Origin of the sequence: Janibacter sp. GS2 (assembly GCF_051200835.1) — a bacterium.
GTDB lineage: Bacteria > Actinomycetota > Actinomycetes > Actinomycetales > Dermatophilaceae > Janibacter.
On the sequence record NZ_CP195161.1, the window covers coordinates 555901 to 574009 of the forward strand.

Genomic DNA, 18109 nt, shown 5'->3' on the forward strand with positions numbered 1-18109 from the left:
GGTCACTCCTTATTCGCCGCGGCGACCGCGGGGTGCGGTGGCCTCGGCTCGTGGGCTCGTCTCGGACAGGTCATCCCCGACATCGCCGTCGAGGTTGACCACGACGACGGTGACGTTGTCCCTCCCCCCGGCCTCCACCGCAGCGCGCACGAGCTCCTCCGAGGCCGCTTGCGGGTCGGGGTTCGCCTGCAGGATCTCACGCACGACGTCGTCGCTGACCTCGTTCGTCAGGCCATCGCTGCAGATGACGAAGCGTTCGCCGGCGAACGGCGGCAGGACCCACACGTCCGCCTGGTAGGCGTGCTCGGTGCCGAGCGATCGGGTCACGACATTGCGCGCGGGGTGCACGCGCGCCTCGGCCGGGGTGATCACCCCGGCCTCGACGAGCTCCTGCACCTCCGAGTGGTCGACGGTCACCTGGGTCAGGCTCCCGCTGATGGAGCGGTAGACCCGCGAGTCGCCGACGTTGAAGATCGCCCAGTGGTCGGATCCGCCGGCGGTGACGAGGGCGAGACCGGCCGCGGTGGTGCCCATCCCCGTCCGCTCGGGGTGGGAGCTGACGGCGCTGAGGATGCGCTCGTTGGCATGGACGAGCTGACGGGAGACGTCGTCGGTGGTCAGGTCCGCGCGTCCCACGAGGTCGCGCATCGTCTCCACGGCGATGCCGCTGGCGACCTCGCCGGCGGCGTGACCGCCCATGCCGTCCGCGACGAGGAAGATGCCGCCCTCGGCGAGGGCAGCGTCCTCGTTGTGGGCACGGACCCGACCCGTGTCGGTGGTGGCACCGACCCGCAGGAGGAGACCGGGCAGCTCATCGGGGTCGACCACGGCGCTCACCTCGCGACCCGGACGGTCCGCAGGATCTGCTGCACCTCGGCGTAGGAGCTCTGGGCATCGTCACCGCCGACCGAACCCGTGGCCTGGACCAGGTCGACGATGCGCCCGCGGCGGGACCCGGCGAAGAGGTGGATCTGCACGACGGTGCCGATCTCGGGGTCCGTCCACGAGACGTTGACCCCGAGGAAGGGCACCTCACCGAGCTCGAGCTCGAAGGGCTCGTCGACATTCCCCTCCTGCTGGTCCGCGACGAATCCGCGCAGCTCGGCGAGCGCGTGGCGCATGGTGAAGTCGGAGGAGCGCTGGAACCCGCGGATGACGACGTTCGGCGCGAAACCGTGGTCACTGCTGATCCGGCGGCAGGAGACGAGGGCCCCCCCGACGCGCACCGGCGCCCAGGTGTCCGGGACGTCGATCGTGACGCTCGGCGGTCCCGGGAACGTCTCGCTCGGGTACGTCAGCTGTGGCATGTGTGTGGGCCCTCCCTCTGTGGCAGCCATCATGACCGAGAACCGGGCTCTCCCGGTGGTCCCGACCTCAGGGATTGACGCGGATCGAGTCGACGACCCGGTCGATGATGGCGTAGTCGGGCTCACGGCGTGAGCCGGCGTACGAGCCGGTCACCTGGATGACATCGATGACGTCGTTGCGCTGCTGGGCGGTGAACCAGTGCACCTGCGCGACCGTCCCGGCCTGCGGGTCGACGAAGGCGAGGTCCGCCCCGAGCCACTCGCGGCCGTTGACCTCCTGTGACTTCATCGCACCGAGCTCACCCTCCTGGTGCTGTGCGGTGTGCTCCGCGAGCTCACCCGCGATCTCGTCCGCGCCGAAGGGGGCCATGCGCTGGTAGAAGCGCACGACGACGTTGGCGAGGAAGTGCTCGGCCCCCTGCGCGTCGTCCCGGATGGCGATGAGGGTGTCCGGCGCCCAGACCTGGATCCAGCCCTCGGGCATCTCGAGGTGGATCGGGGGCGGGCCCGGGACGACGGCACTCGGGTAGGTGATGGTGCTGGACATGCTGCTCTCCTGGGGTCAGACGGGGCGGCCGGCAGGATCCGAGGTCCCAGCCTGCCATTCTGGGTGGGTGTGGTGGGTCACCAGCCCCAGTTCATGGGGTTGAGCTGGGAGTCGGCCACGGCCCCGCCGGCATCGGAGAGGTCGCCGATGATGTCCGACGGGGACACCGACACGTCGAAGGTCGCTCCGCCCCCGACGCCCAGGGTGGCGCCCACGTCCAGGGAGAAGCCGACCCGGTCGGCGCTGATCTCCCCCTCCAGGTCGGCATGGGCGCCGATCCCGTAGGACACCTCGCCGCCGACACCGACGCTGCCGTAGTCGCCGATCTCCTGGGAGAGGCGGGCCTCGGCCGAGCCACCGGCGAAGGCCTCGAGGCCGGCGTCGATCTGCGCCCCGCCCGGGCCGAGAGAGGCCAGACCCTCGGCCGACGCCTCCGCCCCGACGTAGGCCTCGCCCTCGGCGGAGGTTCCGTACTCGTTCTGCCAGTGGGCCTCCCCCCTCGCGAGGTAGGCCCCGGCCTCGGCATTGGCCTGGACGTAGGCCCCGTCCTCGAGGCTGATCCCGGCCTCTCCGCTCGTCTCGGCGTTCGCCGAGAGCACCTCGGCGCTGGCGCCGAGGGCGTCGTCACCCCACTCATCACCCCAGACCTCGGCATGGGCGCTCTGGTCCCACAGGTCCTGCGTCACGAGGGGCTCGGTCTGCACCTGGTCGAGGACGGACCTGTCGGACTTCTCCCGCCCCTCGTCGGTCCACTCCGTCTCCCACTTCTCGCCGTAGGACCTGCGGCCCCCACCGTCCCCCCGGCTGCTCTCGTGGGTCGAGGTGCGGCCGTCGTCGTGCTCGGTCCCGTCGATGTCGGTCCGGGTGCGGTGACCCTGCCGGTCCTCCTCCTGCGACCAGGTGCCGTCCTCGCCCTCGACCCACGACTTACCCGTCACCGGGTCGTAGCGGTGGGTGTTGCCGTCGGAGTCCGTGGTGGTCCGCACACCCACGGAGTGCTCGTCCCGGTCCGTCGAGCTCACGCTGATCGTCCCGGGCGCAGGGTCCTCCCCGGCGGTGCGACCCGCGCCCCCGGGCCGACCCGGCCCGCCGGGGCCCACAGGGCCCACGGGGGCGCCCCCGGCGCCGGTACGGGACTCACCGCTGGCGTCGTCCTGCTGGTCCGCCTGGCGCTGCAGCTGCGCCGACGTCGAGCGCAGCATCTCGCTGGCGGAGGTGAGCTGCCTCAGGGCGTCCGAACGCCACCGCACGAGCAGAGCCTGTCCGTCGTCCCCGCCCCAGTTGCCCTCGAGGACCCCGGCGCTGGCACTACCCGTGGCGAGCACGTCACCGAGCTTGTGCACCTCGGCGTCGAGCTGGTCCGAGATCTCGCGGATCCGGGTACTGTCCATTCCCTGCTGGACGGTCATGGGCTTCCCTTCGTGGGCACGGTCTCTCCGGGTCGTGTCGTGGACCAACCTAGAGGCGGCCACTGCGGGGGGACATGGGGAGAACTCCCCTTCGTCCCGGGCCGACCCTCACCGCACCGCGGTCACGCCTGCTCGGCCCACCACGCCCGCAGGCGGTCGGTCGCCGCCTCCTTGCCGATCGGGCCCTCGTCGAGACGGACCTGCAGGAGGTGGCGGTAGGCCCGACCGACGGCCGGCCCGGGCTCGATCCCGAGCACCTCGCCGATCTCGTTGCCGTCGAGCTCGGGACGGACCCGGTCCAGCTCCTCCTGCTCCAGCAGGACCTCGATGCGCTCCTCGAGGTCGTCATAGGCCCGACGCAGCCGATGGGCCCTGCGCTGGTTGCGGGTGGTGGAGTCCGCGCGGGTCAGCCGGTGCAACCGCTCCAGGAGCGGACCGGCGTCCGTGATGTAGCGCCGCACGGCCGAATCGGTCCACCGACCCTCCCCGTACCCGTGGAAGCGCAGGTGCAGCTCGACGAGGCGCGCCACCGACTTCGTCGTGCCCTTGTCGAATCGCAGCGCCTTCATCCGCTTGGCGGTGAGCTTGGCGCCGACGACGTCGTGGTGGTGGAAGGAGACGCCACCCCCGGGCTCGAAGCGCCGCGTGCGCGGCTTGCCGATGTCGTGCAGGAGCGCCGCGAGTCGCAGGACGAGGTCGGGGCCCGGCACGGGATGGTCCACGGCCCCACGGGGGCCCTCGAGGTCGATCGCCTGCTCCAGCACGGTCAACGAGTGCTCGTAGACGTCCTTGTGGCGGTGGTGCTCGTCGATCTCGAGGCGAAGGGCGGGCAGCTCCGGCAGCACGTGCTCGGCCAGGCCGGTGTCGACGAGGAGACGCAGGCCGGCGACGGGGTGCTCGCCGAGGAGCAGCTTGACCAGCTCGTCGCGGACCCGCTCCGCCGAGACGATCTGCAGGGTCTGCGCGGCCTCGCGCATCGCCGCGACGACCTCGGGCGCGGGGACGAGAGCGAGCTGGGCGACGAACCGTGCCGCCCGCATCATCCGCAGCGGGTCGTCGCTGAAGGAGACCTCGGGGGCCGACGGGGTACGCAGCCGTCGCGCCGCGAGGTCGAGCATGCCCCCGTGCGGGTCGACGAGCTCGAGCCCGGGCAACCGCAGCGCCATCGCATTGACCGTGAAGTCACGCCGGACGAGGTCGTCCTCGAGGTTGTCGCCGAAGGCGACGACCGGCTTGCGCGTGGTCCCGTCATAGGCATCGGCGCGATACGTGGTGACCTCGACGGTCTGCTCCCCCTTGTGCGCACCGATGGTGCCGAACTCCCGGCCCATGTCCCAGTGGGCGTCGCCCCAGTCGGTGAGGATCCGCTCGGTCTCCTCCGGCGAGGCGGAGGTCGTGAAGTCGAGGTCACCGCTGGTGCGCTCGAGGAAGGCGTCGCGGACCGGGCCACCCACGAGGGCCAGCTCGTGTCCCCCCTTCGCGAACCGCTCCCCCAGGTCGGTGAGCAGCGGAACCGTCGGAGCCAGGTGGGCCACTGCGGCACGCAGGATCTCCGGTGGCAGAGCAGGGGTGGACATGGGGCCCAAGATTAGGTCACGCACGCGCACCCACCGTCCCCGGAGCACCGAGCCCCGACGGCAGGCGACGCCCGGGCGCCTCACAGGTCCCTATGGCTACAGTGACCACATGACCCACCCGGCCCCCGCCCCCGGCTCGCAGCGTCGGCTGCCTGCGGTCGAGGAGCGCAGCGCGGGTGGCGTCGTCGTCGACATCGATGACGGACAGGCCCGGATCGCCGTCATCGCTCGGCGCAACCGCGCCGGACGGCTCGAGTGGTGCCTGCCCAAGGGGCACATCGAGGGCGCGGAGACGCTCGTGGAGACCGCGGCCCGCGAGGTCGCCGAGGAGACCGGCATCGAGGCCCGGGTGCTCGTCGAGCTCGGCACCATCGACTACTGGTTCGCCACGCCGGACCGCCGGATCCACAAGTTCGTCCACCACTACCTCCTCGAGGCCATCGGTGGGTACCTGACGATCGACAACGACCCGGACCACGAGGCCGTCGACGTCGCGTGGCTGCCGCTGCGCGAGGCGCACCGGCACCTGACCTTCCCCAATGAACGACGTATCGCGAGGGAGGCGTGGCAGCGGCTCGCCGGCGACGACTGAGGCACACGACCCTCGCGATGACCACCCTCGCGCTGCTCGTCCTGCTGCCCTCGGCCGGCGCCATGCCCTCGTCCTCGGGCGAGGACTCCGTCGACTCCCGGCTGACCCTCACGTCGATCACCCCGGTCGTCGAGGGCGACGGCTCCGCCACCGTCCGGGGACGACTGACCAACACCGGCTCCCGCGTCCTCTCGGCCACCGACGTCGAGCTCGTCTCCCGCGAGGCCTCGTCCACCCGGGCGGACATCGCCGACTGGGCCGAGGGTGGGACGCCGATCGAGGGGAGCGGCGTCGACACCACCACGCTCGACGACATCGCCCCCGGTGACTCGGCGCCCTTCACCCTGCAGGTCTCCGCCGACGAGCTCTCGCCCGAGATCACCGCCGGGGCGGCCCGGGTCAGCGTGCAGACCGACGAGACCGCGGTGCACACCTTCATCGGGGTCCACCGCACCAAGGAGTACGAGCCGCTCGAGGTCGTCTGGGGACTGCCGCTCCTGCTGCCCAACGACCCACGCCTCTTCGGGGATCCGGGCAGCGCCCGCACCCGGGCCTGGGAGACGGCGACGGGCCCCGACTCCCGGCTGGCCGGACTCACCGAGGAGGAGCCGGACACCGACGAGGCCTGGTTGCTCGACCCCACCCTGCTCTCCGTCCCCCCCGAACCGGCCGTGGGCACGGGCGAGACGGTGGCCGCCGCGATGAACTCCGAGCGGGAGGTGCGCAGCCGGCGCGCCTCCGCGATCCGCGAGCGCGTCGTGGGGGAGCGCACCCTCGTGCTCCCCGAGGCCGACGCCGATGTCGCCGCCGGCGCCGAGTCAGCGAGCGCGGAGCAGGTCATCCGCCCCCGCCTGCGGGGCGGGCGCACCCTCGCGGGGCAGCTCGACGCAGGCGACGACGTCATGTGGCCGGCCGACGGCCTGGTCACCGACTCCCGCGCGCGGGACCTCGAGCGCCTCCACCCGGGCGCGGACGCTCCGACGCTGCTCACGCAGAGCTCGGCGCTCGTCCCGAGCGGCTTCACGCCCACGGGAGCCGCGCGCACGACCGGGGGAGCACCCCTGCTCGTCTCGGACAAGACGCTCTCCTCGGTCGTCGGGGACCTGTCCTCCCAGAGCGACGTGACCCTCGCCCGGCAACGGCTCGTCGCCGAGACCTCCGCCGTCCTCGCGGAGCGGCCCGGCACCCCGCGGACGCTTCTCGTCGTCCCCGACCGGAGCGACCAGCCCTCGGCGGAGGCCTACGCCTCCCTTCGCGACTCGGTCACGCAGATCCCCTGGCTGACGAAGGGAAGCACCGCCGACCTCCTCGAGGCGGCCCAGGAGGCGCCGGCCGACCAGGTCCCCCGCACCCTCGACCAGATGTCCAGCTCGCCGACGGCGACGCAGACCCGCGGCCCGGTGCTCACGACCGGACGGGCCCAGCAGGTCGCCCGCGACGAGCGGTCCGTGGCGACCTTCGCCTCGGTCCGTCCCGACGGCGTGATCTGGCGACGCACCGTCGACCCCTCCCTCGACCAGCTCACCTCCGCCAGGTGGCGCGACACCCCGTACGCCTTCGTCGAGCTGCACCAGAAGCTGTCGCGCACGGTCACCCTCAGCCCCCAGGACCTCGTCGTCTCGTCCGGCGACGTGAACTTCTTCGCCGACTCCGGTCGCCTGCAGATCACGGTCGTCAACAACACCGACGTGGAGCTGTCCAACCTCACGGTCGACCTCGTCTCGCAGAACCCCTCCTTCCGCATCGACGACCCGCCCGAGCCGGTGACCATCGGACCGGGCGGGCGCCAGACGGTGAACGTGCAGGCCACCGCCCTGGCCGCCGGTCAGGCGCAGGTGCACGTCGTCCTCACCACCCCGAGCGGGCGGGAACTGACCCGCCCGGCCACCCTGCGGGTCCGGATGCGCCCGACGGGAGGGGCCATCTACTGGGCGATCGGCGGGACGGCCGTGCTGCTGCTCGGCGCAGGGACGTGGCGTACCGTGCGGCGACCCCGCCAGCCGACCGTGAACGAGGACCACGCATGAGCGAGCCGACCAGCCCGGGCGACGGGCCCACGGACGCCGCCGCCTCGGGCGGCACGAGGGTGGAGTCCCCCTCGATCGCCCGGTCCAGCGCGATCATGGCCGCCGGGAGCCTGGCCTCCCGGGTGCTCGGGCTCGTCCGCAACACGCTGACGATCGCCGTCGTGGGACTCAACCTCGTCGCCTCGGACGCGTGGAATGCCGCGAACACGCTGCCGAACATCTTCCACCTGCTCATCGCCGGCGGCGTGCTCAATGCCGTGATCGTCCCCCAGATCACCAAGGCCATGCGGCACGAGGACGGCGGCACGGTCTACATCAACCGGCTGCTGACCCTCGCGATCACCGTCCTCGCCGGCGTGACGCTCGTGCTCGTCCTGGCCGCACCGCTGCTCATCTCCCTCGTCGTCTCGGGCAGCTGGGACAGCGAGGCGCGGGGCCTCGCGACCGCCTTCGCGGTGCTCTGCCTCCCGCAGGTCTTCTTCTACGGTCTCTACACCCTGCTGGGCCAGGTGCTCACGGCGCACAACCGGTTCGGGATGTTCATGTGGGCCCCGGCCTTCGCGAACGTCGTCGCGATCGCGGGACTGCTGTGGTTCCTCATCACCGGAGCCCCGCTCCAGGCCCCCGTCTCGGAGTGGTCCCCGACGATGATCGCCGTGCTCGGCGGGTCGGCGACGCTGTCCATCGCCATCCAGGCGCTCGTGCTCATCCCGCCGCTGCGCGCCACCGGCCTGCGCTTTCGCCCCGTCTGGGGTCTGCGCGGCAGTGGTCTGGGCGGCGCCTCGCGGATGGCGCTGTGGGCCTTCGCCGCGGTCTCGATCGGCCAGCTGGGTTACTTCGTCAACTCCCGCGTGCTCACCAGTGCGACCTACCGCGCCACCGAGGCCGGGATCGAGGGCGCCGGTCTCACCGCCTACGCCAATGCCTACCTCCTCTTCATGCTCCCCCACGGACTCGTGACGGTCTCCCTCATCACGGCACTGTTCACCCGCCTCTCGCACGCCGCCCACGACGGCGACACCTCCGCGGTCACCGCGGACCTGCGCCGCGGCATGATGATGCCGGCCGTGCTGCTCATCCCCGCGACGGCGATCGTCGTGCTCCTCGCCCCGCTCGTCCTCGCCGCGATCCTGCCGGGAACCCCCCGGGGCGCGACCGACGCCTCGGTCGGGGTGCTCGTGACGATGATCCTCGGGCTCGTCCCCTACGGCTGGTTCTTCCTCGTCCAACGGGCCTACTACGCCTACGAGGACGGGCGGACCCCCTTCGCCCTGCAGCTCGTCGTCACGCTCATCGCCGTGGGGGTGACCCTCTTCGGCAGCACCCGGCCCGCCCAGGAGGTCGCCACCTGGGTCGGCCTGGGCCAGTCCCTGTCCAACCTCGCCGCCGCGCTCCTCGGCCTCTGGCTGCTGCGGCGCCGGCTCGGCCCCCTCGGCCTCGGTCGGGTCGTGCGACAGAACGCCCGCCTGCTCGTCGCCACCGGCGTGGCCACCGGTGTCGGGTGGGCCGCCCTCCGGTTGCTCTCGCGGGTCGTCGACTCCGACACCTGGCGCGGTTCCGTGGTGCTCTGCGTCGTCATCGGACTGCTCATCCTGCTCATCACCCTCGCCATCGCCGCGAAGCTGCGCGTCCGCGAGGTGACCGAGGTCATCGGCCCGCTCTCGAGGCGGCTTTCCCGCGGCTGACGCGCCCGACCGGCTCCCGGGGCGGGACCCGCGATGGACCTAGGATGGCGCGGCAGGCAGACCACCAACGAGAGGGACAGTGTGCACGGGGTGAACCCGGGGACCGAGCTCGGTCGCTACACGGTCAACGCGCGGATCGAGACGATCCCGGGCGGCGAGCGGTGGACGGCGCGGGACACCACGCTCGAGCGCGACGTGACTCTCCTGATCATGCCCTCCGACGAGCCGCCCACCGCCGCAGCGCTCGACGCTGCCCGCCGTGCGTCCGGTGTCGAGGCCGCCCAGCTCGTGCGCATCCTCGACGTCGGCACGCAGGAGCGCTGGTCCTTCATCGCCGAGGAGGCGAGCGGCGACTCCGACACCTATGCCGGCGTCATCGGCGACGACGGGCTGCCAGCGGAGGAGGTCCGCCGCATCACCGGTGAGGTCGCCACCGGCATCGAGGCGGCCCGCGCCCGCGGCCTGCACCACCTCGCGCTGACCCCCGAGAGCGTGCTGCTCACCCACGATGGCCGTGTCAAGGTGCGCGGTCTGGCCACGGCTGCCGCACTCGCCGGCACCGAGACCGAGGGGGAGGACGCCGATCGCGAGGACGCCACCGGCGTCGTCGCCCTCGCCTACGCCGGCCTCACCGCCACCTGGCCGCTGCCCGGGACCACCTCCCTTCGCGCCGCTCCGGACGACGGGAGCGGGCCCCCGCCCCCGTCCCGGGTGGCCGTGGGCGTGCCCGGGGACCTCGACACCCTCTGTCGGGAGACCCTCACCGAGGGCACCGGTCCGGAGTCGCCCGGCGACTACGCCGCCCAGATCGCCCCGTGGTCCCGCATCCCGCTCTCCGGGGCCTCGCCCGCCACGCCCTCGACCCCGCCGGCCGGCGACGAACCACACCGGCGCCCGTCCGACGCCGCGGTGAGCGCAGCGACCGTGCGGACGGCGGACGGTGACGTCGGTGCACCCGGGAGCGGCGACGACTCCGCCGGGTCCGGCCACGCTGCCCGGGACGAGGGCGCCACCCGCCCGATCGACCTCGGGCGAGACGACGAGCCGACCGCGGTCATCGACACCCGCCGGCGCGGAGGCGATGACCGTCCTCGCGGCGACCGGGCTGTCGGCGGCGCCCACGAGGAGACCCCTCCCCAGGGTGAGGACTCGCCCGGCAAGGCCGCCGCGGCAGCAGCCGCTGCAGCCGGGGCCGTCGGCACCGGCGCCAAGGTCCTCGGTGACCGCATCGGCCAGGCCTCGAAGTCGGCGAGCGGCCGCTCCAGGGGCGCGCTCCACGACGTCCGCGCCCGACGCGAGGCCATCCGCGCGGACCGGTCCCGGCGGACCTCCCTGGGCTCCGCGCCGGTCTCCGCCGAGCTCGAGTCGCCGGCCCCGTTGCTCCCCGCGGACGCCGGAGCGGCGCCGAGCCGTCAGCAGTCCAACCTCGTGCTGGCACTCATGGCCGTCTTCGTCGTCCTGGCCTGCGTCTTCGGTGCCATCGGCACCTCCCAGATCGGTGAGGGGAGCAACCTGGGCGAGATCCTCGGTGGGGACCAGACCACCACGGTCCGCACGAGCCAGTCGTCGTCCAGCGCGTCGAGCAGCAGCGACGGCGCCGCCGGGGACGGCGAGCCCTTCGCCATCCTCAATGCGGCCGGCTTCGACCCTCCGCCCGGCGACGGCAGTGAGCACAACGCCGAGGTCCAGCGCGTCTACGACGGCAACGCCGACACCTCCTGGACGACGGAGGGGTACACCGATCCCTCCTTCGGCGGGGTGAAGCAGGGTGTGGGCCTGACCATCGACCTCGGTCAGCCGCAGCAGATCAGCTCGGTCACCCTCACCCTGCCGACGACGGCCGAGGCGACGGTCTACGCCGGGGACTCGGCGACCAACTCGGGCACGCAGATCGGCACGACCCAGGGGCGCGACGGAGAGGTCGTCCTCACCCCGGCCAACCAGGCCACCGCCCAGTACGTGACCGTGTGGTTCACCTCCCTGACCCAGGACGCCAATGACGGCCGGTACCGGGCCGCCATCAGCGAGATCTCCGTCCGGTGACCCCCGTGAGCACGCAGCCGCTCGGCGAGCTCGACGACCGCCTGCTCCTGCGCCGGCACGTCGAGGGCGACGCGGACGCCTTCGGTGAGCTCTACCGGCGCCACCGGGACCGGATGTGGGCCGTCGCCGTCGGTGTGTGCGGCGACCGCGAGATCGCCGCCGAGGGCGTCCAGGAGGGCTTCATCGCCGCCTTCCGGCGGGCGGAGTCCTATCGTGGGCAGGCTGCCGTCACGACGTGGCTGCACCGGATCATCGTCAACGCCTGCATCGACGCCACGCGGCGACTTCGGCCGACGGCCGAGCTCACGGAGGCCGTCATCGCCTCCGGGCCGACCGGTCCCGACCGGGCGGAGCAGGTCGACACCCGCCTCGCCGTCCACCAGGCCCTCTGGGGACTGCCCGATGCCCAGCGCCTGGCCCTCGTCCTCGTCGACATGCACGCCGTGCCCGTCGCCGAGGCGGCCGAGATCCTGCAGGTCCCCCCCGGCACGATCAAGTCCCGCTGTGCGCGCGGTCGTGAGGCGCTCGCCGCAGCACTCGACGGGAATGGTTTCACCGATGTGGGAACCTCTGGGGCTCCCACCACGTCAAACACACCAGGGCCGCACGAGACGAAGGGAGGTGGCCATGACCGATGACCAGGACCCGACGGGCATGAGTCACCTGCTCGCAGGCCTCAAGGAGACCGGCCCCGTGCCCGACGACCTCAACGAGCGCATCCGCGCCAGCCTGGCCGGCGAGCAGGCCGCCCGCGCCGGGGAGGTCCCCGGTGACGTCCGCGACGACGCCGACGCGGCCGACGAGCGCGAGGACGCCGAGACCACCGACCGGGCCGCCTTCTGGGCGGAGATGGACCACGACGGACGCAGCCCGAGCCGCCGCACCACGCCTGCCGGCCGCTGGGTGCTCGGCATCGCCGCGGCAGCGGTCATCGTCATGGGCATCGGCGGGATCTTCGCCGTGCGCGGTGGCAGCGACGACCCCAGCGACTCGGCCGCCGCCGGTTCCGCCTCGCAGCAGCGGGGGGACTCCGCCCGGTCCGAAGCCGAGCAGGGCGCGTCCCCGTCCGAGACACCCGCGTTCGCCATCACCGGCAGCGAGACGCGCTACTCCCGCGCCGACCTCTCCGCCGAGGCGGGCGCGCTCTACGCGGACCCGGGGGCAGCCAAGGAGCTGGAGGATCCCAGCGTGCTCGACGCCATGGGCACGGCAGCGGGGGCGAAGGACTGCCTCGCCCGCTTGGGAAACCCGGAGCTGCAGCCGGTCGTCATCGACGTCGCGTACTTCGGGGAGACACCCGGGGTCCTCATCATCGCCGAGCCCGTACCGGAGGGGACTCCCCGGGCCTGGGCCGTCACCACCGGTTGCACCGAGATCTGGCCCGGGCCGACGGACGTCAGCACGAAGAACTGATCGCCCCCGTGTCCGTGGAACAGACGGGACCTACGATGACGTTGTCACCGACAGATCCCGTGCGAAGCGCCTCAGCGCTTCGCCCACCACCGACCTGAGGACCGAATTCGTGGCCGCAGCCAACTCTTCCACCGACGTGCGCAACGTGATCATCATCGGCTCGGGTCCGGCGGGGTACACCGCCGCGGTGTACGCCGCCCGGGCCAACCTCGCACCCTTGATGTTCGAGGGATCGGTCACCGCCGGTGGCGCCCTGATGAACACCACCGATGTGGAGAACTTCCCCGGTTTCACCGACGGCATCATGGGTCCTGACCTCATGCTCAACATGCGCGCCCAGGCCGACCGCTTCGGAGCCGAGATCGTCACCGACGACGTCAGCTCAGTCGACCTCGAGGGCGAGATCAAGGTCGTCACCGACGGTGAGGGACGAAAGCACCGCGCCCACGCGGTGATCCTCGCCATGGGCTCCGCCTACCGCGAGCTCGGCCTGCCGGACGAGAAGCGCCTGTCCGGACACGGCGTCAGCTGGTGCGCCACGTGTGACGGCTTCTTCTTCCGCGACCAGGACATCCTCGTCGTCGGCGGCGGCGACTCGGCCGTCGAGGAGGCCACCTTCCTCACGAAGTTCGGCAAGTCGGTGACCATCGTCCACCGCCGCGACGAGCTGCGGGCCAGCAAGATCATGGCCGACCGCGCCTACGCCAACGACAAGATCGCCTTCGCGTGGAACAGCGAGGTCATCGCGATCCACGGCGAGGACAAGGTCAGCGGCGTGACCCTGCGCGACACCGTCACGGGTGAGACCCGCGAGCTGGCGGCCACGGGACTCTTCGTCGCCATCGGCCACGACCCCCGCAACGAGCTGCTCCAGCAGAGCGAGGACGCGGGCCGCGTCTCCCTGGACGACGAGGGCTATGTCCTCGTCGAGGGCCGCAGCACGCGAACGAGCGTCGACGGGGTCTTCGCCTCCGGAGACCTCGTGGACCACACCTACCGCCAGGCCATCACGGCGGCCGGCTCCGGGTGCGCTGCCGCACTCGACGCCGAGCGCTGGCTGGCCGCGCGCGAAGAGGCCGCGGCCCCGAGCGCGGACCAAGCGCTCACCGCCCAGGAGAACCCGGTCGCCGGCACCGTCGGCGCCCGCTGAACCACCCACGCACCACCGAAAGGATCGACCCATGGCCACCACCCCCACCTCCGATGCCACCTTCGACGAGGATGTCCTCAAGAGCGACACGCCCGTGCTCGTGGACTTCTGGGCCACCTGGTGCGGTCCGTGCCGTGCCGTTGCCCCGGTCCTGGAGGAACTGTCCGGCCAGTACGACGGCCAGCTGAAGATCGTCAAGCTCGACACGGACGCCAACCCGCAGATCACCGCCCGCTACGGCATCACCTCGATCCCGACGATGCACGTCTTCCAGGGCGGCGAGGTCGTCAAGACCATCGTCGGTGCCATGCCGAAGCCGAAGCTCGTCAAGGAGCTCGAGCCCTTCGTCGGCTGAGTTCCGTTGCGCCAGAACGGTATTGGTTCTGGCATGGCGTCCGGCGCCGTGATCGAAGTGGGAGTGCCCCGACTCAGGGGCTGAGCTTGCGAAGCCCCAAGGGGCGCCCCACTTTGATCACGGCGCCTCGTCGTACCCGTGGCGCTGTGTCGTGCCCGCGGGGCCTTGTGGTGCCCGCGGCGCCGTGGTTGACCTCAGTCGTCGACGGCGTCGACACCCATCTGGTCGATCACCCGGTGCAGGTCCTCCACCGAGGCGAACTCGATCGTCATGCGACCCTTGCGCTGACCCAGGTTGATCTTGACCCGCGTGTCGAGCCGGTCGCTGAGCCGAGAGGCCAGGTCATCCAGCTGGGGGGTACGTTCGGCGGAGCGGGGCGCTGAGCGCTTGCTCGGTTCCGGCTCCATCCCGAGGGAGACGATCTCCTCGACGCTGCGCACGGAGAGCCCCTCCGCCACGATGCGCTGCGCGAGCCGCTCCATCTGGGCGCCGTCGTCGAGGGTGAGCAACGCCCGCGCGTGCCCCGCCGTGAGCACACCGGCGGCGACGCGCCGCGCCACGAGCGGTGGCAGTCGCAGCAGGCGCAGGGTGTTGGAGATCTGGGGACGACTCCGGCCGATCCGCTGGGAGAGCTCCTCCTTGCTGCACCCGAAGTCATCGAGCAGCTGCTGGTAGGCAGCCGCCTCTTCGAGGGCGTTGAGGTTGCTCCGGTGGAGGTTCTCCAGCAGGGCATCGCGCAGGAGGTCCTCGTCCTCGGTGGTCTTGATGATCGCCGGGATCGTCTCCCGATCCGCCTGCCCGCTGGCGCGCCAACGGCGTTCACCCATGATCAGCTCGAACTCGACCGCTCCCTCCGCGGCCACCCGACGCACGACGATCGGCTGGAGCACCCCGATCTGGGAGATCGAGTGGACGAGCTCGTCCATGTCGTCCTCGTCGAAGACCTCACGTGGCTGCTTCGGGTTCGGCCGGATCGCGGCCACCGGGATCTCGGCATAGGTGGCTCCCGGAACCGGGGCCAGATCCGCGGCATCGCCCTCAACCCGCTCTGCCGCCGGGGCGGTCGGGGTCGGGTCATCGACGGGGGCGGAGCCGGAGTGGTCCGCCGCGACCTGCACACCATCGGGGTCCACGGGCCGGTCCGGAGCCGCTTCCTGGCTCTCCGCCACCATCCCGGCAGCGGTGTGCGGGACCTCCGGCGCCCGGTCCTGGTCACGGAACCAGACGTCGACCGGTCGTTCGGCCGTCGGGCGACCGGCTGCTGTGGAGTCGGGGATGAGGGCCCCGAGGCCCCGGCCGAGTCCGCGTCGCTTCTCGCTCATGAACCGTCCTTCGTCGCTGCACCGCGGTGGGCGATCTCTGCCGCGGCCTCCTGGTAGCACCGGGCGCCGGTGCTCTGCGGGTCGTACGTGATCACGGTCTGACCGAAGCTCGGAGCCTCGGACACCCGGACCGACCGGGGGACGGTCGCCTTGAGCACCTCGTCGGGGAAGTGCGAACGCACCTCCTCGGCCACCTGCGACGACAGGCGGGTGCGCCCGTCGTACATCGTCAACAGGATCGTGGAGACGTGCAGCTGCGGATTGAGATGGGTCTGGATGAGCGTGATGTTGTTCAGCAGCTGGCTCAGCCCCTCGAGCGCGTAGTACTCGCACTGGATCGGGATGAGGACCTCCGCTGCCGCGACGAAGGCGTTCACCGTGAGCAGCCCCAGGCTGGGGGGACAGTCGATGATCACGTAGTCGAGGCGGCGTCGTCCGGCGGCCTCGAGGTCGCCGTGCAGTGCCGAGACGGCCCTGGCCATCCGGCTCTCGCGCGCCACCAGCGAGACGAGCTCGATCTCGGCTCCCGCCAGGTCGATCGTCGCGGGAACACACCACAGGTTGTCCACGTCCGGACAGGCCTGCATGACGTCGAGGATGGACGCGCCGTCCACGAGCACGTCATAGACGCTCGGGACCTCCGCGTGGTGCTCGATGTTCAGCGCGGTGCTCGCATTGCCCTGGGGGTCGGTGTCGATGAGGAGCACCTCCAGACCCCGCTCGGCCAGGGCGGCAGCGAGGTTCACGGCGCTCGTCGTCTTGCCCACGCCCCCCTTCTGGTTGGACACCGTCATGATGCGCGGAGCCGGCGGACGCGGCAGCTCGGGCACACGCTCCGGAGCACTCGATCCCTCAGGAAGGGACTCGTCCTCCTGGGCGTCATCCGACGAGACGCCCGGCCCGGGGTTCTCGCTCAGGGCTGTGGGCGTGGGCGCCGGGGGGCGGGTGGTCGCAGGCGCGTCGTCGCACGGGTCGGGGGAGGTCGTCGCCTCCGGCGAGTCGAGCGCGGGCTCGCTCTCCGCGATCCCGCCCGAGGGACCCGAGAGCCAGCCGATCGGTGCGCTCGTCGACGGTCCGACCAGCTCCGGCCAGCCAACGCCCGTCACGACGGATCGTGCAGTGGTCACCGAGTCATGCCTCCTTCAGTGGTGGGAGCCACGCCATACAACCCCAGCGATGGCCGACACGCCAAACGGGCGCGGGGTCGCGTTTCACGTGAAACGATCATCTGCGCCCACGGCGCGCCACGACGCAGTCGATGGTCAGCGTCGGCTCCTCGAGGACACCGCCGTCGTGACGCGACACCTGGGCCTCGATCAGGCCGAGCCGGCCCAGCGCGGGCCTCGCCCGGTCCAGCTCCTCCGCAGCCGACCGCCCCTTCATCGCCACCAGCCGGCCCTGGTGCTCCACGAGCGGGAAGCACCAGCGGGCGAGCTTGTCGAGGCGGGCCACCGCGCGTGCGGTGACGAAGGGCGCCGACAGCGTCCCGTGGACCTCCTCGGCCCGGCCGCGGTGCACGGTGACGTTGTCCAGGTCGACCTGCGAGACCGTGCTCGCCAACCAGTCGGTCCGTCGCTGCATCGGCTCCACGAGGTGCACGTCGAGGTCGGGTCGGATGATCGCGAGGGCGATCCCCGGGAGCCCGGCACCCGAACCGACGTCGATGACCCGGGTGTCGGCAGGGAAGGCATCCTCGATCACGGCGCAGTTGAGCAGGTGCCGCTCCCAGAGGATGGGCACCTCCCGCGGACCGATGAGGCCGTGGCTGACACCGGTGTCCGCGAGGATGTGGGCAAAGGTGACCGCACGAGGAAGGCGCTCACCGAAGAATCGGTGAGCGCCTTCCGGTGCTGTGGGGGCGTTCGTCGTCATGCCCCCAGCGTTTCACGTGAAACGGCGGGCCTCACGCCGGGTCGCTCGTGTCGTCACCGACGGCCTGACCGGACGCCCGGTCCGCCGTCGCGGCCTCGTCCGTGGCCTCGTCCGCGACCGTCGACTCCGTCCCCGTGGTCTGCGTCGCCGGACCGTCGGAGTCGGCTTCCGCCTCCTCGGCGGGGTGCACCACGACGAACCGACGCGGCTCGCTCCCGGAGGAGTCCGAGACGAGGCCGGCGGCGAGCACCTCGTCGTGGACCACCTTGCGCTCGAAGGCCGTCATCGGCTCGAGGTCGAGCGACTGCCCGCTCTCCTTGACGCTCGCCACCGCCCGCCCGGCGATCCCGACGAGCTCCGCCCGACGCGCGGCACGGTGCCCCGCCACGTCGAGCATCAGCCGGCTGCGGTCACCCGTGTCGGACTGCACGGCCAGCCTCGTCAACTCCTGCAGGGCCTCGAGGACCTTCCCGTCCTGGCCGACGAGACGGCGCGGGACCCGCCCTTCGTCGGAGTCGACCACGGCCACCGCCGCCCGGTCCCCGTCGATGTCCAGGTCGATGTCCCCGTCGAGGTCGGCGATGTCGAGCAGTGTCTCGAGGAAGTCGGCCGCGACCTCGCCCTCACGCTCGAGGAGCTGACGGCGGGTGCGTTTGCGTGGTTCGCCCGGGCCCGAGGTCTCCGGTCCCGAGGTGTCCGGTCCCGTCGACGGCGTGCTGGCGGTCGCGTCGGTCTCGACCTCGGTCGTGGTGTTCTCGCTCATGAATTCTCCTGATGCGTGTGGCGTGCGGTCGGTCCCGGCCGGGCCGG

The 18109-nt window shown here is 72.0% G+C and carries 17 protein-coding genes; 8 read left to right on the forward strand and 9 right to left on the reverse strand.

Features of this window, described 5'->3' with window-relative positions:
* Positions 1 to 9 precede the first annotated feature (9 nt).
* The 5 genes from ACR9E9_RS02710 to ACR9E9_RS02730 form a co-directional block, all read right to left on the reverse strand.
* A complete protein-coding gene (locus tag ACR9E9_RS02710) occupies positions 10 to 828 on the reverse strand; it encodes a PP2C family protein-serine/threonine phosphatase (protein WP_435201441.1) in 819 nt (272 codons plus the stop codon).
* A gap of 5 nt (positions 829 to 833) precedes the next feature.
* On the reverse strand, positions 834 to 1307 hold the full coding sequence (locus ACR9E9_RS02715; protein WP_435201443.1) for a hypothetical protein: 474 nt from the start codon (positions 1305 to 1307) through the stop codon (positions 834 to 836).
* A gap of 67 nt (positions 1308 to 1374) precedes the next feature.
* Entirely contained in the window at positions 1375 to 1854 is a 480-nt protein-coding gene (locus ACR9E9_RS02720; RefSeq protein WP_435201445.1) for a hypothetical protein, read from the reverse strand.
* A 77-nt stretch (positions 1855 to 1931) separates the two neighbouring features.
* Positions 1932 to 3263, reverse strand: coding sequence for a hypothetical protein (locus tag ACR9E9_RS02725; RefSeq protein WP_435201447.1), 1332 nt, complete (start codon positions 3261 to 3263; stop codon positions 1932 to 1934).
* Positions 3264 to 3385: 122 nt separating this feature from the next.
* Positions 3386 to 4840 carry a CCA tRNA nucleotidyltransferase gene (locus ACR9E9_RS02730; protein ID WP_435201449.1) on the reverse strand — a complete coding sequence of 485 codons (1455 nt, stop codon included), beginning with the start codon at positions 4838 to 4840 and terminating at the stop codon, positions 3386 to 3388.
* A gap of 109 nt (positions 4841 to 4949) precedes the next feature.
* On the opposite strand from ACR9E9_RS02730, the gene ACR9E9_RS02735 reads away from it, so the two are divergent.
* The 8 genes from ACR9E9_RS02735 to trxA all read left to right on the forward strand — a co-directional run bounded on the left by ACR9E9_RS02735 (position 4950) and on the right by trxA (position 14105).
* Positions 4950 to 5432 carry an NUDIX hydrolase gene (locus ACR9E9_RS02735; protein ID WP_435201451.1) on the forward strand — a complete coding sequence of 161 codons (483 nt, stop codon included), beginning with the start codon at positions 4950 to 4952 and terminating at the stop codon, positions 5430 to 5432.
* Between the two features lie 17 nt (positions 5433 to 5449).
* A complete protein-coding gene (locus tag ACR9E9_RS02740; protein WP_435201453.1) occupies positions 5450 to 7459 on the forward strand; it encodes a DUF6049 family protein in 2010 nt (669 codons plus the stop codon).
* Complete coding sequence (murJ, locus tag ACR9E9_RS02745; RefSeq protein WP_435201455.1) at positions 7456 to 9144, forward strand: murein biosynthesis integral membrane protein MurJ; 1689 nt, start codon at positions 7456 to 7458, stop codon at positions 9142 to 9144. The genes ACR9E9_RS02740 and murJ overlap by 4 nt, the downstream gene beginning before the upstream one ends.
* A 90-nt stretch (positions 9145 to 9234) precedes the next feature.
* A complete protein-coding gene (locus tag ACR9E9_RS02750; RefSeq protein WP_435201457.1) occupies positions 9235 to 11187 on the forward strand; it encodes a hypothetical protein in 1953 nt (650 codons plus the stop codon).
* Between the two features lie 5 nt (positions 11188 to 11192).
* Positions 11193 to 11825 (forward strand): RNA polymerase sigma factor SigM, encoded by a 633-nt coding sequence (sigM, locus tag ACR9E9_RS02755; protein WP_435201459.1) that lies wholly within the window; start codon positions 11193 to 11195, stop codon positions 11823 to 11825.
* Positions 11815 to 12600, forward strand: coding sequence for a hypothetical protein (locus ACR9E9_RS02760; RefSeq protein ID WP_435201461.1), 786 nt, complete (start codon positions 11815 to 11817; stop codon positions 12598 to 12600). The genes sigM and ACR9E9_RS02760 overlap by 11 nt, the downstream gene beginning before the upstream one ends.
* A gap of 109 nt (positions 12601 to 12709) precedes the next feature.
* A complete protein-coding gene (gene trxB / locus ACR9E9_RS02765; protein ID WP_435201463.1) occupies positions 12710 to 13750 on the forward strand; it encodes a thioredoxin-disulfide reductase in 1041 nt (346 codons plus the stop codon).
* Between the two features lie 31 nt (positions 13751 to 13781).
* On the forward strand, positions 13782 to 14105 hold the full coding sequence (gene trxA, locus ACR9E9_RS02770) for a thioredoxin (RefSeq protein WP_435201465.1): 324 nt from the start codon (positions 13782 to 13784) through the stop codon (positions 14103 to 14105).
* A gap of 194 nt (positions 14106 to 14299) precedes the next feature.
* Here the strand turns inward: trxA and ACR9E9_RS02775 are convergent, their stop codons facing one another.
* From ACR9E9_RS02775 to ACR9E9_RS02790, 4 genes are all read right to left on the reverse strand, one after another.
* Positions 14300 to 15427 carry a ParB/RepB/Spo0J family partition protein gene (locus ACR9E9_RS02775; protein ID WP_435201467.1) on the reverse strand — a complete coding sequence of 376 codons (1128 nt, stop codon included), beginning with the start codon at positions 15425 to 15427 and terminating at the stop codon, positions 14300 to 14302.
* Complete coding sequence (locus ACR9E9_RS02780; protein WP_435201469.1) at positions 15424 to 16554, reverse strand: ParA family protein; 1131 nt, start codon at positions 16552 to 16554, stop codon at positions 15424 to 15426. The genes ACR9E9_RS02775 and ACR9E9_RS02780 overlap by 4 nt, the downstream gene beginning before the upstream one ends.
* Before the next feature lie 97 nt (positions 16555 to 16651).
* Entirely contained in the window at positions 16652 to 17299 is a 648-nt protein-coding gene (gene rsmG / locus ACR9E9_RS02785; RefSeq protein ID WP_435201471.1) for a 16S rRNA (guanine(527)-N(7))-methyltransferase RsmG, read from the reverse strand.
* A 31-nt stretch (positions 17300 to 17330) separates the two neighbouring features.
* Positions 17331 to 18062 (reverse strand): protein jag, encoded by a 732-nt coding sequence (locus ACR9E9_RS02790; RefSeq protein ID WP_435201473.1) that lies wholly within the window; start codon positions 18060 to 18062, stop codon positions 17331 to 17333.
* Positions 18063 to 18109 lie beyond the last annotated feature (47 nt).